The sequence below is a fragment of the Megasphaera sp. UPII 135-E genome (genome assembly GCF_000221545.1).
Lineage (GTDB): Bacteria > Bacillota > Negativicutes > Veillonellales > Megasphaeraceae > Megasphaera > Megasphaera hutchinsoni.
This window is the reverse complement of record NZ_AFUG01000043.1, coordinates 25,924-49,438: the sequence shown is the minus strand read 5'-3', so window position 1 is coordinate 49,438 and position 23,515 is coordinate 25,924. Positions and strand designations below refer to the sequence as shown.

The following is a 23,515-nucleotide window of genomic DNA, read 5'->3' as shown; positions in this document are numbered from 1 at the left end:
TTTATTTTCCTAAACAAAATCTACTAAATATTTCAGTTATAATATCTTCTCCTACAGTTTGACCTGTAATAGCTCCTAGGGCCTCCCAAGCAGCTCGAATATCAATAATAGCTAGATCAAGCGGTAAGCCTGCATGAACCGTTTCTAACGCTCTGTCTATAGATAATTTGGCTTGCCTTGTTAAATCAATATGACGTGTATTCGCCAATAAAACACTACGCTCTCCTTGTAACCCCGCATCCATAATCATGTCAAGAATTGCCTGTTTTAATTCGCTTATACCTGTTCCCTGACCCGCAGAAATAGAAATAATAGGTAATCCATATACAGCTATATCATCTGCTTCAATCACGGGTGCTAAATCAGTTTTATTTAGTATAACAACGCAAGGCTTTTGTTGTTGCTGCATTAATAAATCTCTTTCCTCATGACTCAAAGAACGCGAACTATCTAACACAATTAAAATAATATCCGCTTTATCCATATAAGCTTGTGCTTTTAAAACACCGATTTGTTCTACTTTATCCTCCGTTTGTCTAATACCCGCTGTATCTACCAAACAAACAGGAATCCCTTGAATAGTAATCCATTCTTCAATAACATCTCGTGTCGTGCCTGGTACATCCGTAACAATAGCTCGCTCTTCCTCTAATAAACAGTTAAGCAAACTTGATTTTCCTACATTCGGAACACCATTAATAGCTACTAAAATACCATCACGAATACATTTCCCCGTTTGCGATTTTTTCAACATTTCCGCTAATAGTACTTGTATATTCTGCAATGCAGCAGAAATATCTTTTACTTCTATCTCTTCTAAATCTTCTTCAGGATAATCTACCATGACTTCAAGCCGTGTAATAAAATCCGTTAATGCTACTCTTACCTCTTGGATAGTTTTTGATAATCGCCCTTCTAATTGTTCTTCTGCACACGTTAAGCCACGTGAACTTTTAGCTTGAATAATATCCATAACCGCTTCTGCTTGAACTAAATCTATACGTCCATGCAAAAATGCCCGTTGCGTAAATTCACCCGGCCGTGCTAACCGAGCCCCATTTGCTAAAACAAGATTCAGTATATGTTGTAACACATAACGATTTCCATGGCATTGTATTTCCACCACATCTTCTGCCGTATACGAATGAGGCCCTTGCATTAGTAATAATAACACTTCATCGATTATCGTACCATCTGTATGTACAATATGTCCGTATTGAATACTACGATCTTGCCGCATTTTTAATGGGGTGGCTACATTACTTTGAAAAATAGCATCCCCAACAGAAAAAGCCTCAGGACCACTAATCCGAATAACCCCCACGCCGCTTTCTCCTAAAGGTGTAACAATGGCCGCTATTGTTTCATTAATTTCTATCATGCATGAACTCCTTTCAAAAAAACCGGTGCATAGCACCGGTTTTTTTTATAACTCATAATGAATGACCACATGACGATACGGCTCTTGCCCTTCACTATCCGTACGTACATTCATTTCATGTTGTAATGCTAAATGAATAATTTTTCGTTCATACCCGTTCATTGGCTCTAAAACAATTTTTTCTTTTTCTAAGCGCACTTTTTTTTGCTAATCGAAGTGCCAATTTTCGCAATGTATCTTCTCTTTTGCTACGATAATTTTCTATATCTAACATAATAAAATGGCGTTCCGTTTGTCCCTGATTCGTCGTCAAATTAGTTAAATACTGCAATGCATCTAACGTTTGTCCGTGTTTTCCTATTAAAAATCCTAAATTTTGACCATGCAAAGATAAAATAATTTTATCCGATTTAATCATTTTTTCTATCATGACCGATACCCCCATATTTTTTAAAATGGAGTATACAAATTGTTTCGCTTTAGTTGCTGCTTCTTCTTGTGTAAAAAGATGTTCCTTAACAGATTTTTCCTCTAATGGTTCCTCTGCTATCGTAGAAACTTCTCCCTTTTCATCACAAACAGTTGATTGTACGTTAACACTCGCTTTTTCCGTTAATCGTACCCGTGCTAATTTACTACCAAAACCTAAAAAACCGCTTTTAGGCTCTTCTAAAATTTCTATATCAACTTCATCTTGAATTAATCCCAAATGAACTAACCCTGAACGAATTGCATCGTCAATCGTTTTTCCCGTTCCTTCCACGCTTCTCATGTTTATTCTCCTTTACTCGTATTGCGAAACATGATCATTTGTTGAGCCCACTGAAAAACATTCGATAATACCCAATAAATAACTAAGCCACTAGGAAAACGCCAACTAATCCAACCAATAAATAAAGGCATCACAATTTGCATAATCTTTTGCTGTGATCCTTGTCCTTCACCTTCATTAGCCTGTACCCCAGTCATTTGTTTTTGAATTAAAAAAGTAGATACTGCTGATAATACAGGTAATACATGGGTCGGATCTGGTGCACCTAAACTAGATAACCACAAAAAGCTTTCAAAAGCTGGGTCATACGGATATGTACGCAATGCATAAAAAATAGAAATTAAAAAAGGCATTTGAATAATAATAGGTAAACAGCCTGAAAGAGGATTAACACCCGTTTCTTTATATAACTTTCTCATTTCTTCTTGTAATTTTTTCTGATTACCCTTATATTTCTTTTGTAACTCCTTAATTTTAGGTTGAATAACTTGCATTCCTTGCATAGATTTTATTTGCTTAGCCGTTAACGGAGATAAAATTAACTTAATAATTACCGTTAACATAATAATAGCAATACCGTAACTTGGATAACCTGCATGTTGTGTTACCGTATAACAGTAGGTTAAAAACGTTGTCATAATATATGTCAATGGGCTTATAAGATGTTCAAACAATTCTGTCAACTCCTGTCAGTTATAATCGTCCTATCAATGTATGACAATATGTTATGGTACTGGATCATACCCTCCTTTATGAAAGGGATGACACTTCAAAATTCGACGAATGGATAAATACAACCCTTTTCCCAAACCATATTTTTGTATTGCTTCTATAGCATATGCTGAACAAGTGGGCATGAATCGACAACACGGTCTATGTAAAGGAGATATCCATTGTTGATAAAAACGAATTAAAAAAATTGCTGTTTTTTTCATAATTTTTTATTATCTATCACGTTAGCTATATATAATAATTTTATAATATATTGTTCTGCTTGTATATAATTAGCATGTTTCAAGGCACTACGACCTATTAATATGAGATCAAATCCAGAAGGCAATTCATACTGATGTAAGCGATATACTTCTTTCATTAATCGGCGGCAACGATTTCTTTCTACAGCACACCCGATTTTTTTCCCTGTTACAAAGCCTATTCGTGTCGGTTGTTTAGAAGAACGTCGTAAAACATATAACACCACCAACCGACTTACATATGATTTCCCTCGACGATATACAAATTGATACTCTTTATTTTTACGTAACCTTTTTGCTTTTATTAATTCATACATATATCAAATCCCAAAAATATCAGAAGAACAGAAAAATCCACACTGGACCTTTCTGTTCCTTCCTAAAAATAATTAAGCAGAGAGTTTTTTACGTCCTTTTAAACGGCGTCTTTTTAATACCATGCGTCCGCCTTTCGTTTTCATACGTTCACGAAAACCATGCGTTTTCTTTCTCCACAATGTATTTGGCTGATATGTTTGTTTCACAAGAGACACCTCCTTTATTACATATATAGGCAATATGAATTTACACCATAACAGCATAATTATATTGAAAAAATATACTACTGTCAATTATTTTATATTCTCTTATAAAAAAAAGAACAATTTATTTTTAAATGTAGTTGCTTAAAATAATAATTTTATTGTAAAATGTGGATAGATGAACAACTTATCAACAACTTATTCACATTTTGTGGATAAGTTGTTTTATCGAAACACGATGTATATAACCTGACTTATTACTTTTTTTTCGCATCTATACACAATACTTATAAATAATTTATCCACTATCGATTTTTTTATCTCTAATCACACACATTTTATCCACACGTTATCCGCTTTTATTATTTAACCTCAAAATAATAACTATAGCGTATAATATTAAGCCGCACGACATTTTTATATATTAAATTATGCACAATATATCCACTTTTTTTATTACACATAGATAGGATGAATAGACATGACTGAATTAGATGTAACGACTTTATGGATTGGAATGTTAAATAAATTAAAAGAAACAATTCCACCTAATTTATACACAATATGGATTGAATCTTCTATTATTCCTTATTCATATGAAAACAATATACTTATCTTAGATACTTCACAAAAATTTTTGTGTTCCTATCTTTCTAATAATTATTTAGACGACTTAAAAAAAGCAGCATTTTCCGTCACAGGTGTACCTACAACGGTAAAATTAATTTGTAGTGCAAAAGAATCTCCAGATACAACTACTCCCTCTAAAACAGTAGACAAATCTGACCTTCAACCTATACCAAAACAGGTAAAAGAAACCCATACTGATTTTGAATTAGTACCTGTAAATATGACCCTCTCGACATCGGAGAAAAAAAAGGAAACGCCATCATTATCAATAAAAGAAGCAAAAAATATATCGATTCCATCAACAGAAAATCAATTAGATACAACCTATACCTTTGATTCTTTCATTGTCGGTAATAGTAATCGTATTGCTTTTGCCAAAGCATTAGCAGTTGCTGAAGCACCTGGACGAAAAGAATTTAATCCTTTATATATTTACGGTGCTAGCGGTTTAGGCAAAACCCATTTAATGCATGCCATTGGTCATAGTATTTTAAAAAAATTTCCACATATGCGTTTACGTAGCATTACTAGTGAAGACTTTGTAAACGAATTTATTAAATGTATTCAAGATAAAAATACAGAAAGCTTTCGACAACAATATAGAAATATTGATGTCTTATTAGTAGATGATATTCAGTTTTTAGGTCGAGGTGATAAAGATAGCTCAAAAGAAGAATTTTTTCATACCTTTAATAAATTACAGCAAGATAAAAAACAAATTGTCTTAACCAGTGATCGGCCTCCTTTAGATATAGAACGAATGGAAGAACGATTAAGAAGTCGTTTCCAAAGCGGATCCGTCGCATGGATTGATCCCCCTGATTTAGAAACACGTACAGCTATTTTAAAAACATGGGCAGATAAATATAATCTTTCCATTGATAATGACGCAATCAATTATATTGCTTCTAATGTAAGTGAAAATATTCGTGAATTAAGTGGTGCTTTTAATAATATTCGTGATTTAGCATCTACTGAACATACATCAATTACCTTATCGTTAACGCAACGAGCATTACGATATTTGATTCAAAATAAAACAACTAAAAAATATATTTCCATAGAAGAAATCATTAATGTAGTATGTAAATTTTATAATATTAATTATAAAGATATTATGGGCAAAAAAAAGACGAAAGATATTGCTTTACCACGACAAATAGCAATGTATTTATGCCGCGAATTAACAGAAAATACATATCCATATATCGGTACATGTTTTGGTGGGCGCGATCATACAACCGTTATGCATGCATGTACAAAAATTAATACTAAATATATAGCAGACGAACGATTTAAAAATAGCATTGATAAATTAATTAATACAATCAAACAAGTGGATAACTAGGTATATATTTTTGTGGATGGTTTGTGATATTTTAATATATTCCGAAAAACAGTGGAAATGTGGATAATTAAATTTAAATTATCCACCGATTATACACATATGTGGATAGTGTAAAATAGCTTTATCTATACACATATCCACAATTTCACAATACCTATTATTAAGAATACGATCTTATAATAAATTAATTAAAAAAATATTCATCATAAAAAAGGGGATAATCTTATGAAATTACATTTAAAAAAAAATGATCTAAACAAAGGATTACAAGTTGTATCCAAAATTGCTCAAAATAAAAATAATAATATGAACACAGAATATGGTATATTCATTAAAGCTGTTAATAATCAAATTGAAATACAAGCAAATGATTATGCTATGGGTATAAAAACAATTATTCCTGGTATTATCGAAGAAGAAGGAGAAACATTTGTTGCTAATCCATATTTAATTGAATTAATTCGTAAAATATCAAATGATGATATTACTTTTATAAAAAAAGATACCGATTCAAAATTAATAATTACTGGTGGTAATTTAAAATTTGAATGTGCAACTATGAATGCAAGTGATTTTAATGCTGTTGAAATCGTAGATTTAGGCTATACTCAATTGGAAACAAATAGTTTAATTTTAAAAGATTTGATTGATAGTACTACTTTTTCTTGTGCTACTGATATGTCTAAAGCTATTTTTATGGGAGCTTATTTAGATATACATGATACGAATATTTCTATGGTAGCAACAGATACACACCGATTAGCCATAAAAAAAGCATTACTTGAAACACCAATTGAAACACCATTACAAGTAGTTATTCCGAGTAAATTATTAGCAGAAATTTCAAGACAATTACCCGTTGATATACCTGAAATTGTAACTATTACAGCTATTCGTAATTATGTAGCTGTTCGTTTTGGTAATGTATATATTAAAACACAGTTAATTGAAGGAAATTTTCCTAATTATGAACGCGTTATTCCTACAGATTTTCAAAGTGAAATTATCGTAGATAGAGATATCTTTGCAGGTGCAGTCGAACGTACTTCAGTTGTAGCCAAAGATGCACAATATAATGTAATTAATTTTACTTTTTCTAATCAAAAAATTAAATTAATGAGCCAACATCCTGAATATGGTATTGTTGAAGACGTGGTCCCATGTACAATGACAGGTGAAGATTTAACCATCTCTTTTAATGGTAAATATATAATTGATATTTTAAAGCATTGTCGTCAAGATAAAATTTCTTTAAAAGTAAAAAATAATAGCCCCATGTTAGTAACGGATCAAGATAAAACAGATTGTTTATTTGTTGTAACACCAATGAGGAATAAATAAATGAAAACAATTACTATACATACAGCGTATATACAATTAGATCAATTTTTAAAATGGGCTAATATTACTGCTAATGGTGGAGATATACGTTTTTTTATAGAAGAAAAACGTATTTTAGTGAATAATGAAATTTGCTTAGTAAAAAGAAAAAAATTGTATCATGGTGATATTGTTACTATAAAAAATATAGGTACATGGAAAGTATTAAGGTCTGAAATATGATTATAAAATCTATACGTTTGCTTAATTTCCGTAATTACGAACAAGTAAATATAGAATTTCCTAAAATGATTCATGTATTGTATGGAAAAAATGGACAAGGAAAAACGAATTTATTAGAAGCTCTATATATGATCGGAACGAGTAAGTCATATAAAGGGATACATGATCAAGATTTAATTAATTGGCATCAAATAAGTGGATCTATTATTGTACATTGTATTCGTAATGATGTAGAACAAGAAGTAAAAATTATTCTTTCACGAGTACAAAAAAAAGAATTATGGATTAATAATACAAAATATTCATCAAAAGATTTTTTTGGCTTTGTCAATGAAGTATTATTTTCACCTGATGATTTGCAATTAATCAAAGGAACTCCTTCGTTAAGAAGACATTTTATTGATATGGAAATATCGCAAGCAAATGCTGTTTATTACAAGGATTTATTACAATATAATAGGGTACTAAGTCAACGAAATTTTATTTTAAAAGAATTAAAAAGTGGCAAACATATATCTTTAGAGGAATGGGATAAACAATTAGCGATATTAGCAGCAAAGCTTGTTAGAAAAAGAAAAGAAGTAATTTATAAAATTAATGTATTAGCTGGAATGATTCAACATCGGTTGACGAAAAAAGAAAGTATTCATTTAGTATATTATCAACCTTATGTATTAACAAAAGAAGCTCAAGAAGCAGATATATTATATGCTAAATGGTATTATGAGGCATTAAAGGCGAATGTAAAAGAGGATATATATAAAACGTATACATCTATAGGTCCGCATAGAGATGATTTTATCGTTCATATTAATGGACAGGAAGCTAAAAAATATGCTTCTCAAGGACAACAAAGAACTGCTATATTATCATTAAAGTTATCTGAATTAGAATTTATAAAATCAGAAACAGGAGAATATCCTATTTTATTATTAGATGATGTAATGAGCGAATTAGATGAACAACGTAGACTAGCTTTAATTAAATTTGTGCGAAATCGCATCCAAACATTTATTACAACTACGGATCCCTTTTTATTTTCATCTATGTCTGATTGTTATTATTTAGGTATACACCAAGGAAGGGTTTCGCATTATGGAGAAAAAGCAGAATGAGTTAAAACCAATTGGTGACTTATTACCAAAATTGTTAAAAGAGTATAAATTAGATATTCCATTAAAAATAATGAAGTTAAAAACAGAATGGGCACAAGTTGTAGGGGAGAAAATAGCATCTTTTTCATATGTCCAACATTATAATAAATCGATTTTGTATATCGGGGTTTTAAATTCAGTATGGATGCAACATTTATTTATTCAAAAAAAATCATTAATTTTTAAAATTAATGATTTTTTAGGCGGTACATTTGTTTATGATCTATGTTTTAAAAGAAGTGGGATAAAAAAAAATATATCTTCTTCAACAATACAACCAGTAGAAGAAGATAAAAAAATGGAATATGATTCATCTATCAAAGATTATGTTTTATCTTCACAAACCATAGCTAAAATAAAAAAAGATACAGAAACTATTATATCTCCCTTACGAAGACAATGGCGTAATATTCTTGTTTTACAAGAAAAAAAGAAACAGGTATTATTACAAGAAGGAAAAAAAACATGTCCTATTTGTGGTAATTGGTTAGAAAATAAAGAAAAAATATGTTTACTTTGTCAATTAAAAAAAAGAAGTGAATATAAACGCGAAATACGACAATGTTTACAACTTATGCCTTGGTTATCATTAGAAGAATTTGTTGAGCAAGGACATATTCCTAAAGGTTGTGAAAATTATATTGAATTATATAGGGAAGTTAGACGAGATTGTATTTATCATTATATGGAGAAAATTTATTTAAATGTGGATACACTTGAAGATAATATGATGCTTGCTTTATTTATTACTCAATCAAAGCCTTATGAAATAACGGATGAATTTATTGAAAGACTTACTAAAAAATATCATATGAGAAATAATAAAAATAAAAAAAAGAGGTAAGATATGTATTTACATATTGGTGGTAATTATATGGTTGATATCCATAATATTGTTGCTTTTTTTTAAAACAAATCCGAAACGCATAGAAAAAACAAATTCATTACAAAAATATTATAGACCTTTTATTTTTGTAGAAGATGGTACAGATACAAAAATACGTTCTTATATATTAACTGATAATTATATTTATGGATCACCTTTAACCTTAAAAACAATTATTCATAGATATAATCAGTTATTTAAACTTTTAAAGCGTCCTATTTGACTAGCTAAGATAAGAATATGTATAATTAAGTGTTAATAGTGTAGAGGAGGAACTTATTCATGTCGGAAGACCAACAGAAAAATTATGGTGCTGAACAAATTCAAGTATTAGAAGGGCTAGAAGCTGTTAGAAAACGTCCGGGTATGTATATTGGTAGTACATCACTGCGTGGATTGCATCATCTTGTATATGAAGTAGTAGATAATAGTGTTGATGAAGCATTAGCTGGATATTGCACTCACATAGAAGTAAATATAGAAGCTGATAATAGTATTATAGTTAAAGATAATGGTCGTGGTATTCCTGTTGCTATGCATAAAATAGGAAAGCCAGCTGTTGAAGTTGTTTTAACGGTTTTACATGCGGGTGGAAAATTTGGCGGCGACGGATATCCTATTTCTGGTGGTTTACATGGTGTTGGTATTTCTGTTGTGAATGCATTAAGTGAGTGGACTAAAATAAAAGTAAAACGAGATGGTTATTTATGGGATATTTCTTTTGCAAGAGGTATAACGAATACCTCTTTGGTTCAAGAAAGACCGTTATTAGATAATGAAGAAACGGGTACAGAAGTTCATTTTAAACCAGACCCAGAAATTTTTCCTGATATAGTTTATGATTTTGATACATTAAAAACGAGATTAAGAGAATTAGCTTTTTTAAATAAAGGTTTACATATTACCTTAGAAGATAAACGAATCAAAGATAAAAAAGAAGAATATTGTTATAAAGGAGGTCTGGTTTCTTTTGTTGAATTTTTAAATACGAATAAAGAAAACGTTCATCCGACAGTAGTTCATTTTGAAGGACAAAAAAATCAAGTCATAGTTGACATTGCTATGCAATATAATACAGGGTATAGTGAAAATATTTTAACGTTTGTTAATGATATTTTTACAGAAGAAGGGGGAACACATTTAAGTGGATTTCGTACAGCTTTAACGCGTTTAATTAATGATTATGCTCGAAATATGGGAATTTTAAAAGAAAATGAAGAAAATTTATCTGGTGAAGATGTGCGGGAAGGTTTAACAGCCATTGTTAGTGTAAAAGTAAGAGAACCACAATTTGAAGGACAAACAAAGACTAAATTAGGAAATAGTGAAGTAAAAGGCGTTGTTGATACTATTTTTTCTGATGGATTACGTGAATTTTTTGAAGAACATCCGGTAGAAGCAAAAAATATTATTAATAAAACAATTTCTGCTTCTAGAGCTAGACAAGCTGCTCGTCGTGCAAGAGAATTAACGCGTCGTAAAAATGCTTTAGAAATTAGTAGTTTACCAGGAAAATTAGCAGATTGTTCTGAAAAAAATTCAGCTTATACGGAAATTTATTTAGTAGAAGGCGATTCAGCAGGCGGTTCTGCAAAACAAGGAAGAGATAGAAAGTTTCAGGCTATTTTACCTTTGCGAGGAAAGATTATTAATGTAGAAAAAGCTCGGTTAGATAAAATTTTGGCCAATGAAGAAATTCGTTCGATGATTACTGCTTTTGGAACAGGAATTGGAGAAGAATTTGATATTTCTAAGCGGCGTTATGATAAGATTATTATCATGACAGATGCTGATGTAGATGGATCTCATATTAGAACCTTATTGTTGACCTTTTTCTATCGGTTTATGAAACCGTTGATAACAGAAGGACATGTGTATATTGCACAACCTCCTTTATATCAAGTTCGTAAGGGAAAGCAAGTATGGTATTTTTATACGGATGAAGAAATGAACGAGAAATTAGATGAATTAGGTCGCGATACTAATAATATTGTTGTACAACGATATAAAGGGTTAGGTGAAATGAATCCAGAACAATTGTGGGAAACAACAATGGATCCTCAATATAGGACTATGTTAAAAGTAGAATTAGAAGATGCGATTAAAGCAGATCGTATTTTTTCGGTGCTTATGGGAGATAAAGTTGAACCACGTCGTCAATTTATCCAAGAAAATGCTAAAAATGTTCGTAACCTTGATTTATAAATGTATGATTGTATAGAAAATCCCCCTATACCGTAATTACGGCTGGGGGTTTTTTATAAGAAAGGATCGATAATGGAAGTTTCATTAGGAAAACAAATTTTAGTTATTTTAATTTTAATTATAGCCAATGGTATATTTTCATTGTTAGAAATGGCTATTGTTAGTTGTCGAAAGACAAAATTAGAAACGATGGCGGAGAATGGCAATTCAGCTGCAGCAATTGTTTTAAAATTACAAGAAAATCCGAATAAAATGTTTTCAATGGTACAATTCGGTATTACTGTTATTGCGTTATTGACAGGTGTATATGGTGGAACAGAATTAGTTAAACCGTTATCTATGTATGTAGCACAAATTCCTTTCATTAATATGTATGCCCATATTATTTCGTTAGTGGCTATTATTGGAAGTATTACTTATTTATCTATTATTTTAGGAGAAATCGTACCTAAACGCATAGCCATTGATAAACCAGAGAAAATCGCTTGTATATTAGCTCGTCCTATGTTGTATTTTTCTTTACTCTGTACGCCTATTATTTGGTTTTTAGCTATATCTACTCAGTTTTTTACAAAACTATTTGGGATATCAACGACAACTGCTAGACCCGTAACGGAAGAAGAAATTAAAATTTTATTAGAACAAGGGGCTAAATTAGGTTCATTTGCTAAAGAAGAATCAGTCTTGATCGATCGTGTTTTTCGTTTATCTGATATGGATGCTAGTGATATTATGACGAATAAAATGCAAATAGAATGGTTAGATTTGGATGATGATGATAATACTATTATGAAAGAAATGATGTCTTTTACACACAGTAATTTACCCGTTGGTAAGGGTTCGTTAGATGAATTTTACGGTATGATTTCAATTAAACAAGTATTTAAAACGTATTATGAATTAATCCAAAATAAGCATAGTATATCTATTCAGCATTTATTACAACAATGTTTATATAAGCCTATTTATATACCCGAATCAATGAATATCATAAATGTCTTAAGTTCCTTTAGAGAGCATAGTGTGCATGCTGGTATAGTATTAGATGAATATGGTAATTTTACTGGTATTATCACGTTACATGACATTTTAGAAGAATTGGTAGGTATTATGCCAGCAGGGGAAGAAGAAAAGAAAGAAGAGGCAAATAAAATTATACAAAGAAATGATAATGAATGGCTTATTGATGGCATGGTAACGATTGAAGAGTTTAAAGATTATTTTCATATCATGGATTTATTGCCAGAAGAAGATGATGATTTATATAAGACGATAGCAGGTTTTATTATTTATGGATTAGGAAGAATTCCCATTGAAACAGATTGTTATAGTTGGCGTGGATTTACTTTTGAAGTTATAGATATGGATCATTTGCGAGTAGATAAGGTATTAGTTACAAAAAAATCATAGCGAATTATAAATATGTTTACAAATAAGGAAGAATATGGTAAACTATTAATAGTAAAAATCATTTTCGATTTAAATGTGAGAGAGTTTTTTTGAGGAGGTAATAGTAATGGAAAAATTGATTGAAAAATTAAACATGCATATGTCTAATTTGGCTGTATTACATCGTAAGTTACAAAATTATCATTGGAATGTAAAAGGACCTGAATTTTTTGTTTTACATGCTAAATTAGAAGAATATTATGATCATATTAATGATAGTATTGATGTTGTAGCTGAAGAAATTTTAAAATTACAAGGTCAACCATTAGGAACGATGGCAGATTATTTAAAAGTAGCTACTTTAAAAGAAGCTGAAAATAAAAAAGTATCAGGTGCTGTTATTATTAAATCTTTAATTGAAGATTTTACGTTTATGAAAAAAGAAATTAGCGATATTAAAGCACTTGCTGATGAAAATAATGTTTATGAAGTTTCTGCTATGGCAGATAATTATATTGGTGAATATAGTAAATCTATTTGGATGTTACATCAGTCACAAGAATAATACAGTACAAGATAAATTATAATATAAAATAGAGAATAATGTATTTACATTATTCTCTATTTTTGTGATTAGCCGGAGGAGAAGATATATGGATACATTAGCAGGTGTTAGTTCTACATTATTGATTCCTTTATATGTTCGTGCACAAGATGCTATGCAAGATAATCCTATTTTGGGTGACATGAAGGCGATAGATATTTATTATTCTTTACGAGAAAAATATGATTTTAGTATTTTTAAGGGAAAGAAAAAATCTTATTATGGTATTTTAGCAAGAGCCACTGTGATGGATAGGGAAGCTAAAAAATTTTTAATGAAATATCCTAATAGTATTGTTATCTCTTTAGGAGCAGGATTAGATAGTCGATTTTATCGTATCGATCAAGGGAAGATAGAATGGTACAATGTTGATTTTCCAGAAGTAATACAATTAAGAGAGAGGTATTTTTCTCCTCATGAACGAATTCATAATATTGGGAGGTCTTTATTAGATTCTGATTGGGTATATGAAGTAAAAAATAAGAATAAACCTATTTTGTGCATGAGTGAAGGTGTTTTTATGTATTTTCATATTGATGAAATACTAGCATTATTTCGTATTTTACAAAGTGCTTTTTCATCATATACAATTCATATTGATTTACTTTCAAAATATTTAGTGCATAAAGAAAATATTCATGATATGTGTAAAAATATGGATATTCCTTTTACTTGGGGATCACAAACGGGAAAAGAATTAGTTGAATTAGTTCCACACTTAAAACAAGTAGATCTTATTTCTTTTACACCGACATTATTAGCAATAGGGCCATGGTATTGGAAGTTATTCGCACCTATTATGTATATGATGAATAATCGATTAGGCATTTATGAATATTCTACTAAAAACTAGGTTGTTCTCTTAGAGAACAACCTAGTTTTTAGTTATGAGCTAATGCCCTTATAATGGCTTGTGTATATTCTTCTGTTGTTGCTGTGCCACCGATATCAGGTGTACGAATAGTCGTATTTTTTAGTACATGTTGAATCGCTGTACGAATTTGTTCTGCTATGTCATTATGGTTTGTATGGTCTAATAATAAACAAGCTGATAATAAAAGAGCAGTTGGATTAGCAATATGTTTTCCTGCAATATCCGGAGCACTACCATGTACAGCTTCAAATAAAGCATAATCATCACCAATATTCATAGAAGGAAGTAACCCTAGACCACCGATTAAACCACTAGTGAGGTCAGATACAATATCACCATATAAATTAGGCATGACTAATATATCGAATTCGTCTGGTTTCATTACTAATTGCATACAGAGATTATCTATAATTTTGGTATCACTTTGGATATGGGGGTATTCTTTAGCTATTGTATTAAAACATTCTAAAAATAAACCGTCACTCTTTTTTAAAATATTTGCTTTATGAACACAGGTTATTTTTTTTCTTTGATGCTTTTGTGCATATTGATAGGCCGCGTTTATAATTCGCAAACAAGCTTTTTTGGTTATTTTTTTTATTGCATGAATTGTATCGGCATCCATATTATATTCTACGCCAATATATAAATCTTCTGTATTTTCTCTAAATGTAATGATATCAACATGAGAAAAAGGTGTTTTGATAGCTGGGGTACTTTTTGCGGGACGAATATTAGCAAACAGATTGTATTTTTCACGTAATAGTACATTTAAGGAGCGAAATCCACAGCCAATAGGAGTAGTAATAGGTGCTTTTAATAATAGTTTTGTTTTTTCAAAGGATGCAAAAGCTTGTGGTGGAATTAGAGCACCATGGGAATGATATTCCTTTTCACCCACTTCAAATATTTCATAAGTAAAAGGAGCTTTTACTTCGTTTAAAATAGTTAGTACGGCATCGGTAATTTCAGGGCCAATGCCATCTCCTCTAAATACGGTAATTGGTTTCATTATCTTTCCTCCCAAGGTATATATGATTCTGTATTGCCTACATATTTTGTAGCGGGTCGGACAATACGGTTATCGTATAATTTATGTTCTATATTATGGGCTAACCAGCCTACAAAACGGCTAATAACAAATAATGGTGTATATAAATCACGTGGTATACCTAGTAATTGATAAGCAAACCCACTGTAAAAATCAACATTTGTGCAGACCGCGGTTTGATTTTTTTCAGATAAAAATGATTTAGCTAATTTTTCAAATCGTACATAAAAATCAAATAATTCTTTTACTTCTGTACGTTCTTTTGATAATTGTTGGCAATACATTTTAATGAGTTCTGCCCGTGGATCAGTTAAGGTATATACAGCATGACCAAAGCCGTATATCAATCCTTGGTTATCAAAAAATTCATGATTTATTATTTTCTCAATTATTTTTTTTATTTCTTTTTCTGAAGCATGTAAGCCAAGCGTTTTTATAATTTCTTCCATCATAAGGGATACTTTTATATTAGCACCACCATGACGAGAACCCTTTAAGGCACCGATAGATGCAGCCATACTGGAATATAAATCGGTGTTTGTAGAAGAAACGACTACATTGGTAAATGTAGAATTGGTACCGCCACCGTGATCGGCATGTAGAAATAAGAGTAAATCAAGTAATCGTGATTCTTGTGGTGTGAATGTTGACTGTGGTCTGAGAATAGATAAAATATTTTCTGCGGTAGAATAATCTGCTCGGGGATAATGAATAATAAGACTTTTGCGATGATAGTAATGCATTTTTGACATATATGCATATACTGCAATAGAGGGTAATTTACCCATAATGTTAAGTCCTTTTTGCAATGTAGGATATACTTCTGTATTATCAGGATCGCTATCATAATTATAAAGTGTTAACAAAGCATGTTGTAGTTTGTTCATTAAATGTTTTCCCGGCAAGCGAAGTAAGTTCATTTCTAAAAACTCATGAGGTAATTCGTAATTTTTTTGTAAGATAGAACAGAAATCGTCGAGTTCTTTAGTTGTGGGTAAATACCCAAATAATAGCAAAAAAGACGCTTGTTCATATAAATATTTTTGGTATATATCGTTTGTTACTAATTCATTAATATCTATACCACGATAATAAAGAACGCCATTACAATTTATTTTGTTGCCTGTATCATCACGAGTGTAACCGATAACATCGGCTATACGAGTTAAACCAACGAGGACGCCTGTATGATCTTCATTGCGTAATCCTCGTTTTACATTATACTTATTATATAAAGTACGGGAGATTTTTGTGTAATTTTGTGATTTCCCATAAAATTGAGCTAAGCAAATATTATTATCAATCATAGCCATACCTCTCTTATTGATGATTTAAAAATTGTAATTATAGTATATTATATCATAAAAATAAAAAAAAGGTGATTATTTTTGAATTATATGATATTATATGTAATAAAATATCATTTTATTTTATAATAAGAAAATAATACTATATTATTTTTTATAATAAGAAAATAATAATAAAAAGGTGATTTTATATGATTATATTGCATGATGATGGCGTATATGTATTGCAAGGAAAAAAATGGATAGAAAAAGAAATATATGAAAAAAAATATGGACGAGAAGAAAAAATAATAATGCGAAAACGAGCAAAAAAAGGAACTATTTCTTATGGAATTTTGCAAAAACATAACATGGGAACTGATAAAAATGCGTTACGTCTTCGGTTTGATGCGATGGCTTCACATGATATTACCTATGTGGGGATTATTCAAACGGCAAAAGCTTCAGGGATGGAATCATTTCCGGTACCGTATGTATTAACAAATTGTCATAACTCATTATGTGCTGTGGGTGGTACGATTAATGAAGATGATCATGTTTTTGGGTTATCTGCTGCAAAAAAATATGGTGGTATTTTTGTACCACCTCATATTGCCGTTATTCATCAATATATGCGTGAACGAATGGCAGGTTGTGGAAAAATGATCTTAGGTTCAGATAGCCATACGCGTTATGGTGCGTTAGGAACCATGGCGATTGGTGAAGGTGGCGGTGAACTAGTTAAACAATTATTATTGGATACATATGATATAGCTTATCCGGAAGTTATTGGAGTATATGTAACTGGTAAACCCTCACCTGAGGTAGGCCCGCATGATATTGCGTTAGCTATTATTGGTGCTGTTTTTAAAAAGGGGTATGTAAAAAATAAAGTAATGGAATTTATTGGTCCAGGAATTCAATATATGAATACAGATTTTCGTAATAGTATTGATGTTATGACGACAGAAACAGCTTGTCTTACATCTATTTGGCAAACGGATGAAGATACGGAAGAGTATTTAGCGTTACATGGACGAAAAGAAGCGTATGTAAAATTAGAGCCACGTGAAATTGCGTATTATGATGGTTTTATTGAGATTGATTTATCTACGATAAAGCCGATGATTGCTTTGCCTATGCATCCGAGTAATGTATATACAATTGATGAATTTATACAACATGCTAGCGATATTTTACGTACTGTTGAGAAAGAAATTGAAGAACGCATAGGGATTAATATTGACTATTCGTTGACAGATAAATTAAAAAATGGTCGATTTTATGTACAACAAGGTGTTATAGCCGGGTGTGCTGGTGGAAATTATGGTAATATTGTAGCGGCTACACATGTGTTAAAGGATGCTAATTGTGGAAATGATCTTTTTTCCTTAGAAGTTTACCCGTCTTCACAACCTGTATATATGGATTTAATTCGTAATGGTTGTGTAAGTTCACTAATGGCGGCCGGTTCGGTTGTGAAAACGGCCTTTTGTGGACCTTGTTTTGGTGCAGGCGATACGCCAGCAAATAATGCGTTTAGTATTCGGCATACGACTCGTAATTTTCCAAATCGTGAAGGCTCTAAACCAGGAAATGGACAATTTTCAGCAGTTGCTTTAATGGATGCTCGTTCTATTGCGGCAACGGCTAGAAATGGTGGCTTTTTAACATCGGCAGAAGGCTATTTTGATGATTATGTAGAAACTTCTTACGCATATGATAATACGTCTTATGAAAAACGTGTGTATGAGGGATTTGGTAAGAAAAAAATAGAAAGTCCTTTGATTTATGGGCCGAATATAAAAGATTGGCCAATATTACCGCCTTTATCGGAACATTTAGTGTTAAACGTTTGTGCAAAAATTATGGATGCTGTTACTACTACAGATGAATTAATTCCTTCTGGAGAAACCTCTTCTTATCGTTCTAATCCGTTAGGATTAGCAGAATTTACGTTGTCAAGAAGAGAGCCACTTTATGTATCACGAGCTAAGGCCGTGGCAGCATTAGAAAAAACACGCCGTCAAGAAAATGAGATGTTAGCATATACAGATAGCACATTAATTGAAATAGGCAAAAAAATAAATACACTTGAAGGTAAGGCAAATTGGAATAATACAAGCATAGCAAGTTTAATTTATTGTGTTAAGCCTGGTGATGGATCTGCGAGAGAACAAGCGGCCAGTTGTCAACGTGTGTTAGGTGGGGGTGCGAATATTTGTCAAGAATATGCAACCAAAAGATATCGCTCTAATGTTATTAATTGGGGCATGTTACCTTTACAAATGAAGGATATACCTATGTTTGATGTGGGTGATTATATTTTTATTCCTTATATTCGTCAATATGTAATGGAAGGGCGAAGGGAATGTAAAGCATATGTTTTAGGAGAACAAATATACGAAATTACATTATATATGGAAACGCTTACAGATATGGAACGGGATATTATATGTGATGGTTGTTTAATTAACTTTAATAAGAAGAGAAAATTAAACATAGAATAACAAAATATTTTCATATATTATTTTCTAGTTTCTATAAAATTAAGTATAATGTAAGTAGTAAAGGAGGAAGATTTATGAAATTTGTGAAAATGCATGGTTTAGGAAATGATTTTGTTTTTTTGAAGATAAAAATGGAATGAATAAGGATTTTTCACAAGTAGCTATTACGTTGTGTGATCGGCATACTGGTATAGGTGCAGATGGCATTATCGTTATTGTGCCTAGTAATGTAGCAGATATACGTATGCGTATTATTAATGCGGATGGTAGTGAAGCTGAAATGTGTGGTAATGGTATTCGTTGTTTTGCTAAGTATGTATATGACAATGGCTTTATTAGCAAAAAAGAGTTTACCGTAGAAACATTAGCTGGTATTATGAAACCAAAAGTTATTGTCGGGGAAGATGGTAAGGTTAGCTTAGTTACTATTAATATGGGAAAACCTTATATGGAACGGGAACAAATTCCTATGAATGGACCAGAAGGAAAAGTCGTTAACGAACCATTAATTATTGATGGTGACACTTATTATATTACGAGTATTTTAATGGGTGTTCCACATACAATGACATATGTAAAAGATGTAGAAAAAGTTGATTTACTTACACTTGGACCAAAATTTGAAACTAATCCTGTTTTTCCTAAAAAGACCAATATGAATTTTGTTCAAGTGATAGACGATCATACGATTAAAGTTCATACATGGGAACGCGGTGCTGGTGCTACTTTGGCGTGTGGAACGGGATCTTGTGCTTGTGCTGTTGGATCCTATTTAAATGGATTTACAGGGAGAAGTGTTGATGTCCAATTGTATTTAGGCACCTTACATATAGAATATAATGAAGACGATGGAAATGTTTATATGACGGGACCTGCGGCTGTTTCGTTTGTAGGGGAATGGAAAGAATAAAATAAAAAGGCATAATTGGTAAGGTTGTTTACGATTATGCCTTTTCCCTTGCTAAATATTTATTAATAAGCTATAATAATATAGCTTATTAATAAAAGTACTGATGTATGGTAATTCGTTGGGGCCTATGCAATGAAAACCTATGAACCTCGTCAGGTCTGAGAAGAAGCAGCGATAAATAGTTATTTTTATGTGCCATGGGGAAACCTGGCGAATTATCATACACGAGTACTTTTAAAATAGAGTGAAGCAGCGGTAGCTGCTTTTTTTGTATATTATGAGAGGTATCTTATGGCTTATATTGCGTTATATCGTAAATGGCGTCCTAAAAGTTTTTCCGATGTAGTAGGACAAAAACAAGTAACAGAAATATTGCAAAAAGCTATTTGCTTAGATAAGATTGCCCATGCTTATTTGTTTTCAGGCCCTCGTGGCACAGGAAAAACAAGTATGGCTAAAATATTTGCAAGAGCTATTAATTGTGAACATGAACAAAATGGAAATCCCTGTAACACTTGTTCTATTTGTACTCAAATTATAGAGGGAGATTCATTAGATGTAGTAGAAATTGATGCAGCTTCTAATCGTAGTATTGAAGATATTCGTACCTTACGTGAAACGATAAAATTTTTACCTGCAGAAGGTAGAAAAAAAATATACATTATTGATGAAGTACATATGCTTACGATTGAAGCTTTTAATGCATTATTAAAAACATTGGAAGAGCCACCAAGTCATGTTATTTTTATTTTAGCAACAACGGAGCCGGAACGTATTCCGATTACTATTTTATCTAGGTGTCAGCGGTATGAGTTCCATCGTATTTCTAGTGACGATATTATGTCTCGGTTATTATATATTGCTAAAGAAGAAAATATATCTTTAACTGTTGAAGCGGCAAGGCTTTTGGCTGTACAAGCTGAAGGAGGTATGCGAGATGCGTTGAGCATGTTAGATCAATGTGTGGGAAATGGTACACAATATATTGATGATAATATGGTCCGACAAGTTTTAGGATTATTGGGAAAAGAGTGGATTTTTTCTTTAAGTACGGCTATATTTCATAATCAGGGTAAAGAAATTATAAAACAAATAGATCACATTATTCATTTAGGAAAAGAGCCATATATTATCCTGTCTAGTTTTATTGAACATATTCGGGCATTAATGTTTATGCAAGTTCATGCTACATCAGACGTCATGGCAGATTATGCCGAACAAATGCAAGAATTAGAAAAACAAGCACAATCAATAACATCGGAACGATTGTTTTATATATTAAAAGTACTACAAGAAACCCTGTTACAAGTTAAAACATCGCCTATGCCGAGAGTTATTGTAGAAATGGGTTTATTAATGGCGGCACAAGGAGAAAATAAGAATACCAATATAAGTGATAGTGCCTTAGCTTTGCAGGTAAATCAATTAGAAAACATGGTATTACAATTACAAACAAAGGTCGATACATTAATAAAAAATAAACCGATTATAACCTCTGTAACTTCAAATATACCTGAAGATAAGGATGAAATTGATGATTATGAAGAGGATTATACAGTTGCTTCTGAGATAGATGTACCATGTAGTCAAGACAATATAAAAGAAGCACGCACAAAAGAAGCAAAAGAAGCAAAAGAAGCAAAAGAAGCAGTAGTTTTATCAGAAAAAGTGGTTTCTACGGGGAATATAACCAATAAAACTACATCTGAAAAGAAAGAAAAATTATATTCTTCTATAGAATACGAAGAAATTTTTCAACAGGTATTAAGGTATTTAAATGATAAAAAAAAGAAGAGAATTGCTTATGCTTTTGGACAGGGAAAAATCGTATGCATAGAAAAAAATACGATTGTGATAAGTTTGAATGATAAATTTAGTTTTGGTTTTAATTTACTTAAAGAAGAGAATGCTCGGAAGATGCTAGAAGAGGCCTTTGGTTCTATTTTACAAGTTACATGTTATGTACAAGTTTATTTAGATAGTGACTCTCAAATAAAAGTATGGGAGAAAAAAAGTACCGCTTTATTAAAAAAAAATAATGATAATGTACAAAAAAAAGAGGTTCTTTATCAAAAGAAAGAAACGCTTGCAGCAGTAGTATCAGCAACTCATGTGCATATGGATAATGCTGAAACGAATACAGTGCTTGATGCACAAGTGAACGATGTAAAAAAAATGAATTTAAAAGAAAAGAGTGTTGTCGAACCATTGCTCAAAAGGTTAGGAGAATGTAATATATATATAGAAGAAGATCCTTATAAAGGCGAGCATGAATAGGAGGAAATAATATGTTTGGTGGAAATATGCAAGGTATGATGAAAAAAGTACAAAAAATGCAAAAAGAAATGCAAAAATTACAAGAAGATTTAAAAAAACGTACGGTCGAAGTGACTGTTGGCGGTGGTGCATTGGTTGTTGTTATGAATGGAGAAAAAATGCTTGAAGCTGTTCATATTGATAAAAATATTTCAGTTGAAGACGATATGGAAATGTTAGAAGATTTATTTTTAGCTGCAGTAAATGAGGCAAATAGAAAAATAGATGAATTAACAGCAAAAGAAATGGGAAAAATTACTGGTGGCATGAATATTCCGGGGCTCTTTTGATGGATCATTCATTAGAACGATTAACCGAACAATTTCGTCGTTTACCTGGAATTGGTGTAAAAACAGCACGTAAATTAGCTTATTATATTGTGCAGGAACCGAAAGAAAAGGTTGATGAATTTATTAGTGCGTTGCAACAAGCGAAGGCAAGTATGTGTTTTTGTTCCCAGTGTTTTAATTTGTCTGATCAAGATCCTTGTCCTATTTGTAGTGATGTAAAAAGAGATCATACTATTATTTGTGTGGTTGAAACAACACAAGATGTGTTGGCTATCGAACGTAGTGGTAATTATCATGGTTTATATCATGTTTTACAGGGAGCTTTATCTCCGCTTGATGGCGTGAGTGTTGATGATTTGCGTATTAAAGAATTATTGCAACGGTTAGGGAATACGGATATTAAAGAAGTAATACTTGCAACGGATCCGGATGTAGAAGGCGAAGCAACTGCGTTATATTTAGCAAGATTATTAAAAACAGCAGGTATAAAAGTAACAAGAATTGCTCGCGGTATTCCTATGGGGGGCGATATTGAATATGCCGATGAAGTGACCTTAGCTGGTGCCGTAGAAAATCGACAGGAGATGTGAGAATAATAATGCAGTATGGATGGATTATAGGGGGTATAATTATTTTATTTATTATTAATAAAATATTTTTAATGCCATTGCGTAAATTGACTATGCATATTATTATGGGAATTGTTGTGTTATATGTTATTAATACCTATGGTTCTATAATTGGCTTAGCAACTGTTCCTATTACAGCTGTTACGGGAATCATTATAGGTATTTTAGGATTTCCCGGAACTATATTGTTGACATTGTATTATACGTTTTTACAATAGATAG

Annotated in this window: 23 protein-coding genes, 1 other RNA gene and 1 pseudogene; 16 read left to right on the top strand and 9 right to left on the bottom strand. The window is 31.5% G+C overall.

The features are described from left to right. Nucleotide 1 precedes the first annotated feature (1 nt). From mnmE to rpmH, 7 genes are all read right to left on the bottom strand, one after another. A complete protein-coding gene (gene mnmE / locus HMPREF1040_RS06740; protein ID WP_007393190.1) occupies nucleotides 2–1,381 on the bottom strand; it encodes a tRNA uridine-5-carboxymethylaminomethyl(34) synthesis GTPase MnmE in 1,380 nt (459 codons plus the stop codon). 45 nt (nucleotides 1,382–1,426) lie between these two features. Next, complete coding sequence (locus HMPREF1040_RS08410; RefSeq protein ID WP_369688069.1) at nucleotides 1,427–1,543, bottom strand: R3H domain-containing nucleic acid-binding protein; 117 nt, start codon at nucleotides 1,541–1,543, stop codon at nucleotides 1,427–1,429. Further along, nucleotides 1,530–2,153 carry an RNA-binding cell elongation regulator Jag/EloR gene (gene jag, locus HMPREF1040_RS06735; RefSeq protein WP_007393230.1) on the bottom strand — a complete coding sequence of 208 codons (624 nt, stop codon included), beginning with the start codon at nucleotides 2,151–2,153 and terminating at the stop codon, nucleotides 1,530–1,532. Before jag ends, HMPREF1040_RS08410 begins: the two co-directional genes overlap by 14 nt. Nucleotides 2,154–2,155: 2 nt before the next feature. Beyond that, the gene (locus HMPREF1040_RS06730; protein ID WP_050791372.1) at nucleotides 2,156–2,791 is read right to left on the bottom strand and encodes a YidC/Oxa1 family membrane protein insertase; all 636 of its coding nucleotides are present in this window, start codon (nucleotides 2,789–2,791) and stop codon (nucleotides 2,156–2,158) included. An 87-nt stretch (nucleotides 2,792–2,878) separates the two neighbouring features. Beyond that, nucleotides 2,879–3,088, bottom strand: coding sequence for a membrane protein insertion efficiency factor YidD (yidD, locus tag HMPREF1040_RS06725; RefSeq protein ID WP_007393235.1), 210 nt, complete (start codon nucleotides 3,086–3,088; stop codon nucleotides 2,879–2,881). Continuing rightward, a complete protein-coding gene (gene rnpA / locus HMPREF1040_RS06720; RefSeq protein WP_007393223.1) occupies nucleotides 3,085–3,444 on the bottom strand; it encodes a ribonuclease P protein component in 360 nt (119 codons plus the stop codon). Before rnpA ends, yidD begins: the two co-directional genes overlap by 4 nt. Nucleotides 3,445–3,516: 72 nt before the next feature. Further along, nucleotides 3,517–3,651: a 50S ribosomal protein L34 gene (rpmH, locus tag HMPREF1040_RS06715; RefSeq protein WP_007393186.1), complete on the bottom strand. Its 135-nt coding sequence runs from the start codon at nucleotides 3,649–3,651 to the stop codon at nucleotides 3,517–3,519. Between the two features lie 478 nt (nucleotides 3,652–4,129). Between rpmH and dnaA the strand changes: the two genes are divergently transcribed. The 9 genes from dnaA (at nucleotide 4,130) to HMPREF1040_RS06665 (ending at nucleotide 14,280) form a co-directional block, all read left to right on the top strand. Further along, complete coding sequence (dnaA, locus tag HMPREF1040_RS06710; RefSeq protein WP_007393177.1) at nucleotides 4,130–5,626, top strand: chromosomal replication initiator protein DnaA; 1,497 nt, start codon at nucleotides 4,130–4,132, stop codon at nucleotides 5,624–5,626. A gap of 225 nt (nucleotides 5,627–5,851) precedes the next feature. After that, nucleotides 5,852–6,967 (top strand): DNA polymerase III subunit beta, encoded by a 1,116-nt coding sequence (gene dnaN / locus HMPREF1040_RS06705; RefSeq protein ID WP_007393195.1) that lies wholly within the window; start codon nucleotides 5,852–5,854, stop codon nucleotides 6,965–6,967. Then, a complete protein-coding gene (locus tag HMPREF1040_RS06700) occupies nucleotides 6,968–7,189 on the top strand; it encodes an RNA-binding S4 domain-containing protein (protein WP_007393210.1) in 222 nt (73 codons plus the stop codon). After that, entirely contained in the window at nucleotides 7,186–8,304 is a 1,119-nt protein-coding gene (gene recF / locus HMPREF1040_RS06695) for a DNA replication/repair protein RecF (protein WP_007393146.1), read from the top strand. Before HMPREF1040_RS06700 ends, recF begins: the two co-directional genes overlap by 4 nt. After that, nucleotides 8,285–9,187, top strand: coding sequence for a DUF721 domain-containing protein (locus tag HMPREF1040_RS06690; RefSeq protein WP_007393181.1), 903 nt, complete (start codon nucleotides 8,285–8,287; stop codon nucleotides 9,185–9,187). Before recF ends, HMPREF1040_RS06690 begins: the two co-directional genes overlap by 20 nt. A 324-nt stretch (nucleotides 9,188–9,511) precedes the next feature. Then, nucleotides 9,512–11,434: a DNA topoisomerase (ATP-hydrolyzing) subunit B gene (gyrB, locus tag HMPREF1040_RS06680; RefSeq protein WP_007393157.1), complete on the top strand. Its 1,923-nt coding sequence runs from the start codon at nucleotides 9,512–9,514 to the stop codon at nucleotides 11,432–11,434. 72 nt (nucleotides 11,435–11,506) lie between these two features. After that, nucleotides 11,507–12,844 (top strand): hemolysin family protein, encoded by a 1,338-nt coding sequence (locus HMPREF1040_RS06675; RefSeq protein WP_007393139.1) that lies wholly within the window; start codon nucleotides 11,507–11,509, stop codon nucleotides 12,842–12,844. Nucleotides 12,845–12,950: 106 nt separating this feature from the next. Further along, nucleotides 12,951–13,388, top strand: coding sequence for a Dps family protein (locus HMPREF1040_RS06670; RefSeq protein WP_007393218.1), 438 nt, complete (start codon nucleotides 12,951–12,953; stop codon nucleotides 13,386–13,388). Nucleotides 13,389–13,476: 88 nt separating this feature from the next. Next, nucleotides 13,477–14,280, top strand: coding sequence for a class I SAM-dependent methyltransferase (locus tag HMPREF1040_RS06665; RefSeq protein WP_007393191.1), 804 nt, complete (start codon nucleotides 13,477–13,479; stop codon nucleotides 14,278–14,280). Between the two features lie 28 nt (nucleotides 14,281–14,308). Here the strand turns inward: HMPREF1040_RS06665 and HMPREF1040_RS06660 are convergent, their stop codons facing one another. Continuing rightward, entirely contained in the window at nucleotides 14,309–15,313 is a 1,005-nt protein-coding gene (locus HMPREF1040_RS06660; protein ID WP_007393141.1) for an isocitrate/isopropylmalate dehydrogenase family protein, read from the bottom strand. Continuing rightward, nucleotides 15,313–16,659, bottom strand: coding sequence for a citrate synthase (locus tag HMPREF1040_RS06655; RefSeq protein ID WP_007393159.1), 1,347 nt, complete (start codon nucleotides 16,657–16,659; stop codon nucleotides 15,313–15,315). The genes HMPREF1040_RS06660 and HMPREF1040_RS06655 overlap by 1 nt, the downstream gene beginning before the upstream one ends. Nucleotides 16,660–16,850: 191 nt before the next feature. On the opposite strand from HMPREF1040_RS06655, the gene HMPREF1040_RS06650 reads away from it, so the two are divergent. From HMPREF1040_RS06650 to HMPREF1040_RS06625, 7 genes and pseudogenes are all read left to right on the top strand, one after another. After that, entirely contained in the window at nucleotides 16,851–19,148 is a 2,298-nt protein-coding gene (locus HMPREF1040_RS06650) for a hydratase (RefSeq protein WP_007393150.1), read from the top strand. Between the two features lie 74 nt (nucleotides 19,149–19,222). Next, nucleotides 19,223–20,058 (top strand): annotated as a pseudogene (gene dapF, locus HMPREF1040_RS06645) (diaminopimelate epimerase). Nucleotides 20,059–20,104: 46 nt separating this feature from the next. Beyond that, nucleotides 20,105–20,313, top strand: an RNA gene (gene ffs, locus HMPREF1040_RS07860) — signal recognition particle sRNA large type. Between the two features lie 36 nt (nucleotides 20,314–20,349). Next, nucleotides 20,350–22,335 carry a DNA polymerase III subunit gamma/tau gene (gene dnaX, locus HMPREF1040_RS06640; RefSeq protein WP_007393229.1) on the top strand — a complete coding sequence of 662 codons (1,986 nt, stop codon included), beginning with the start codon at nucleotides 20,350–20,352 and terminating at the stop codon, nucleotides 22,333–22,335. Nucleotides 22,336–22,346: 11 nt separating this feature from the next. Then, nucleotides 22,347–22,664 (top strand): YbaB/EbfC family nucleoid-associated protein, encoded by a 318-nt coding sequence (locus tag HMPREF1040_RS06635; protein WP_007393198.1) that lies wholly within the window; start codon nucleotides 22,347–22,349, stop codon nucleotides 22,662–22,664. Then, nucleotides 22,664–23,254 (top strand): recombination mediator RecR, encoded by a 591-nt coding sequence (recR, locus tag HMPREF1040_RS06630; protein WP_007393153.1) that lies wholly within the window; start codon nucleotides 22,664–22,666, stop codon nucleotides 23,252–23,254. The genes HMPREF1040_RS06635 and recR overlap by 1 nt, the downstream gene beginning before the upstream one ends. Next, nucleotides 23,251–23,511 carry a pro-sigmaK processing inhibitor BofA family protein gene (locus HMPREF1040_RS06625; RefSeq protein WP_235808660.1) on the top strand — a complete coding sequence of 87 codons (261 nt, stop codon included), beginning with the start codon at nucleotides 23,251–23,253 and terminating at the stop codon, nucleotides 23,509–23,511. Before recR ends, HMPREF1040_RS06625 begins: the two co-directional genes overlap by 4 nt. The last annotated feature ends 4 nt before the right edge of the window (nucleotides 23,512–23,515 follow it).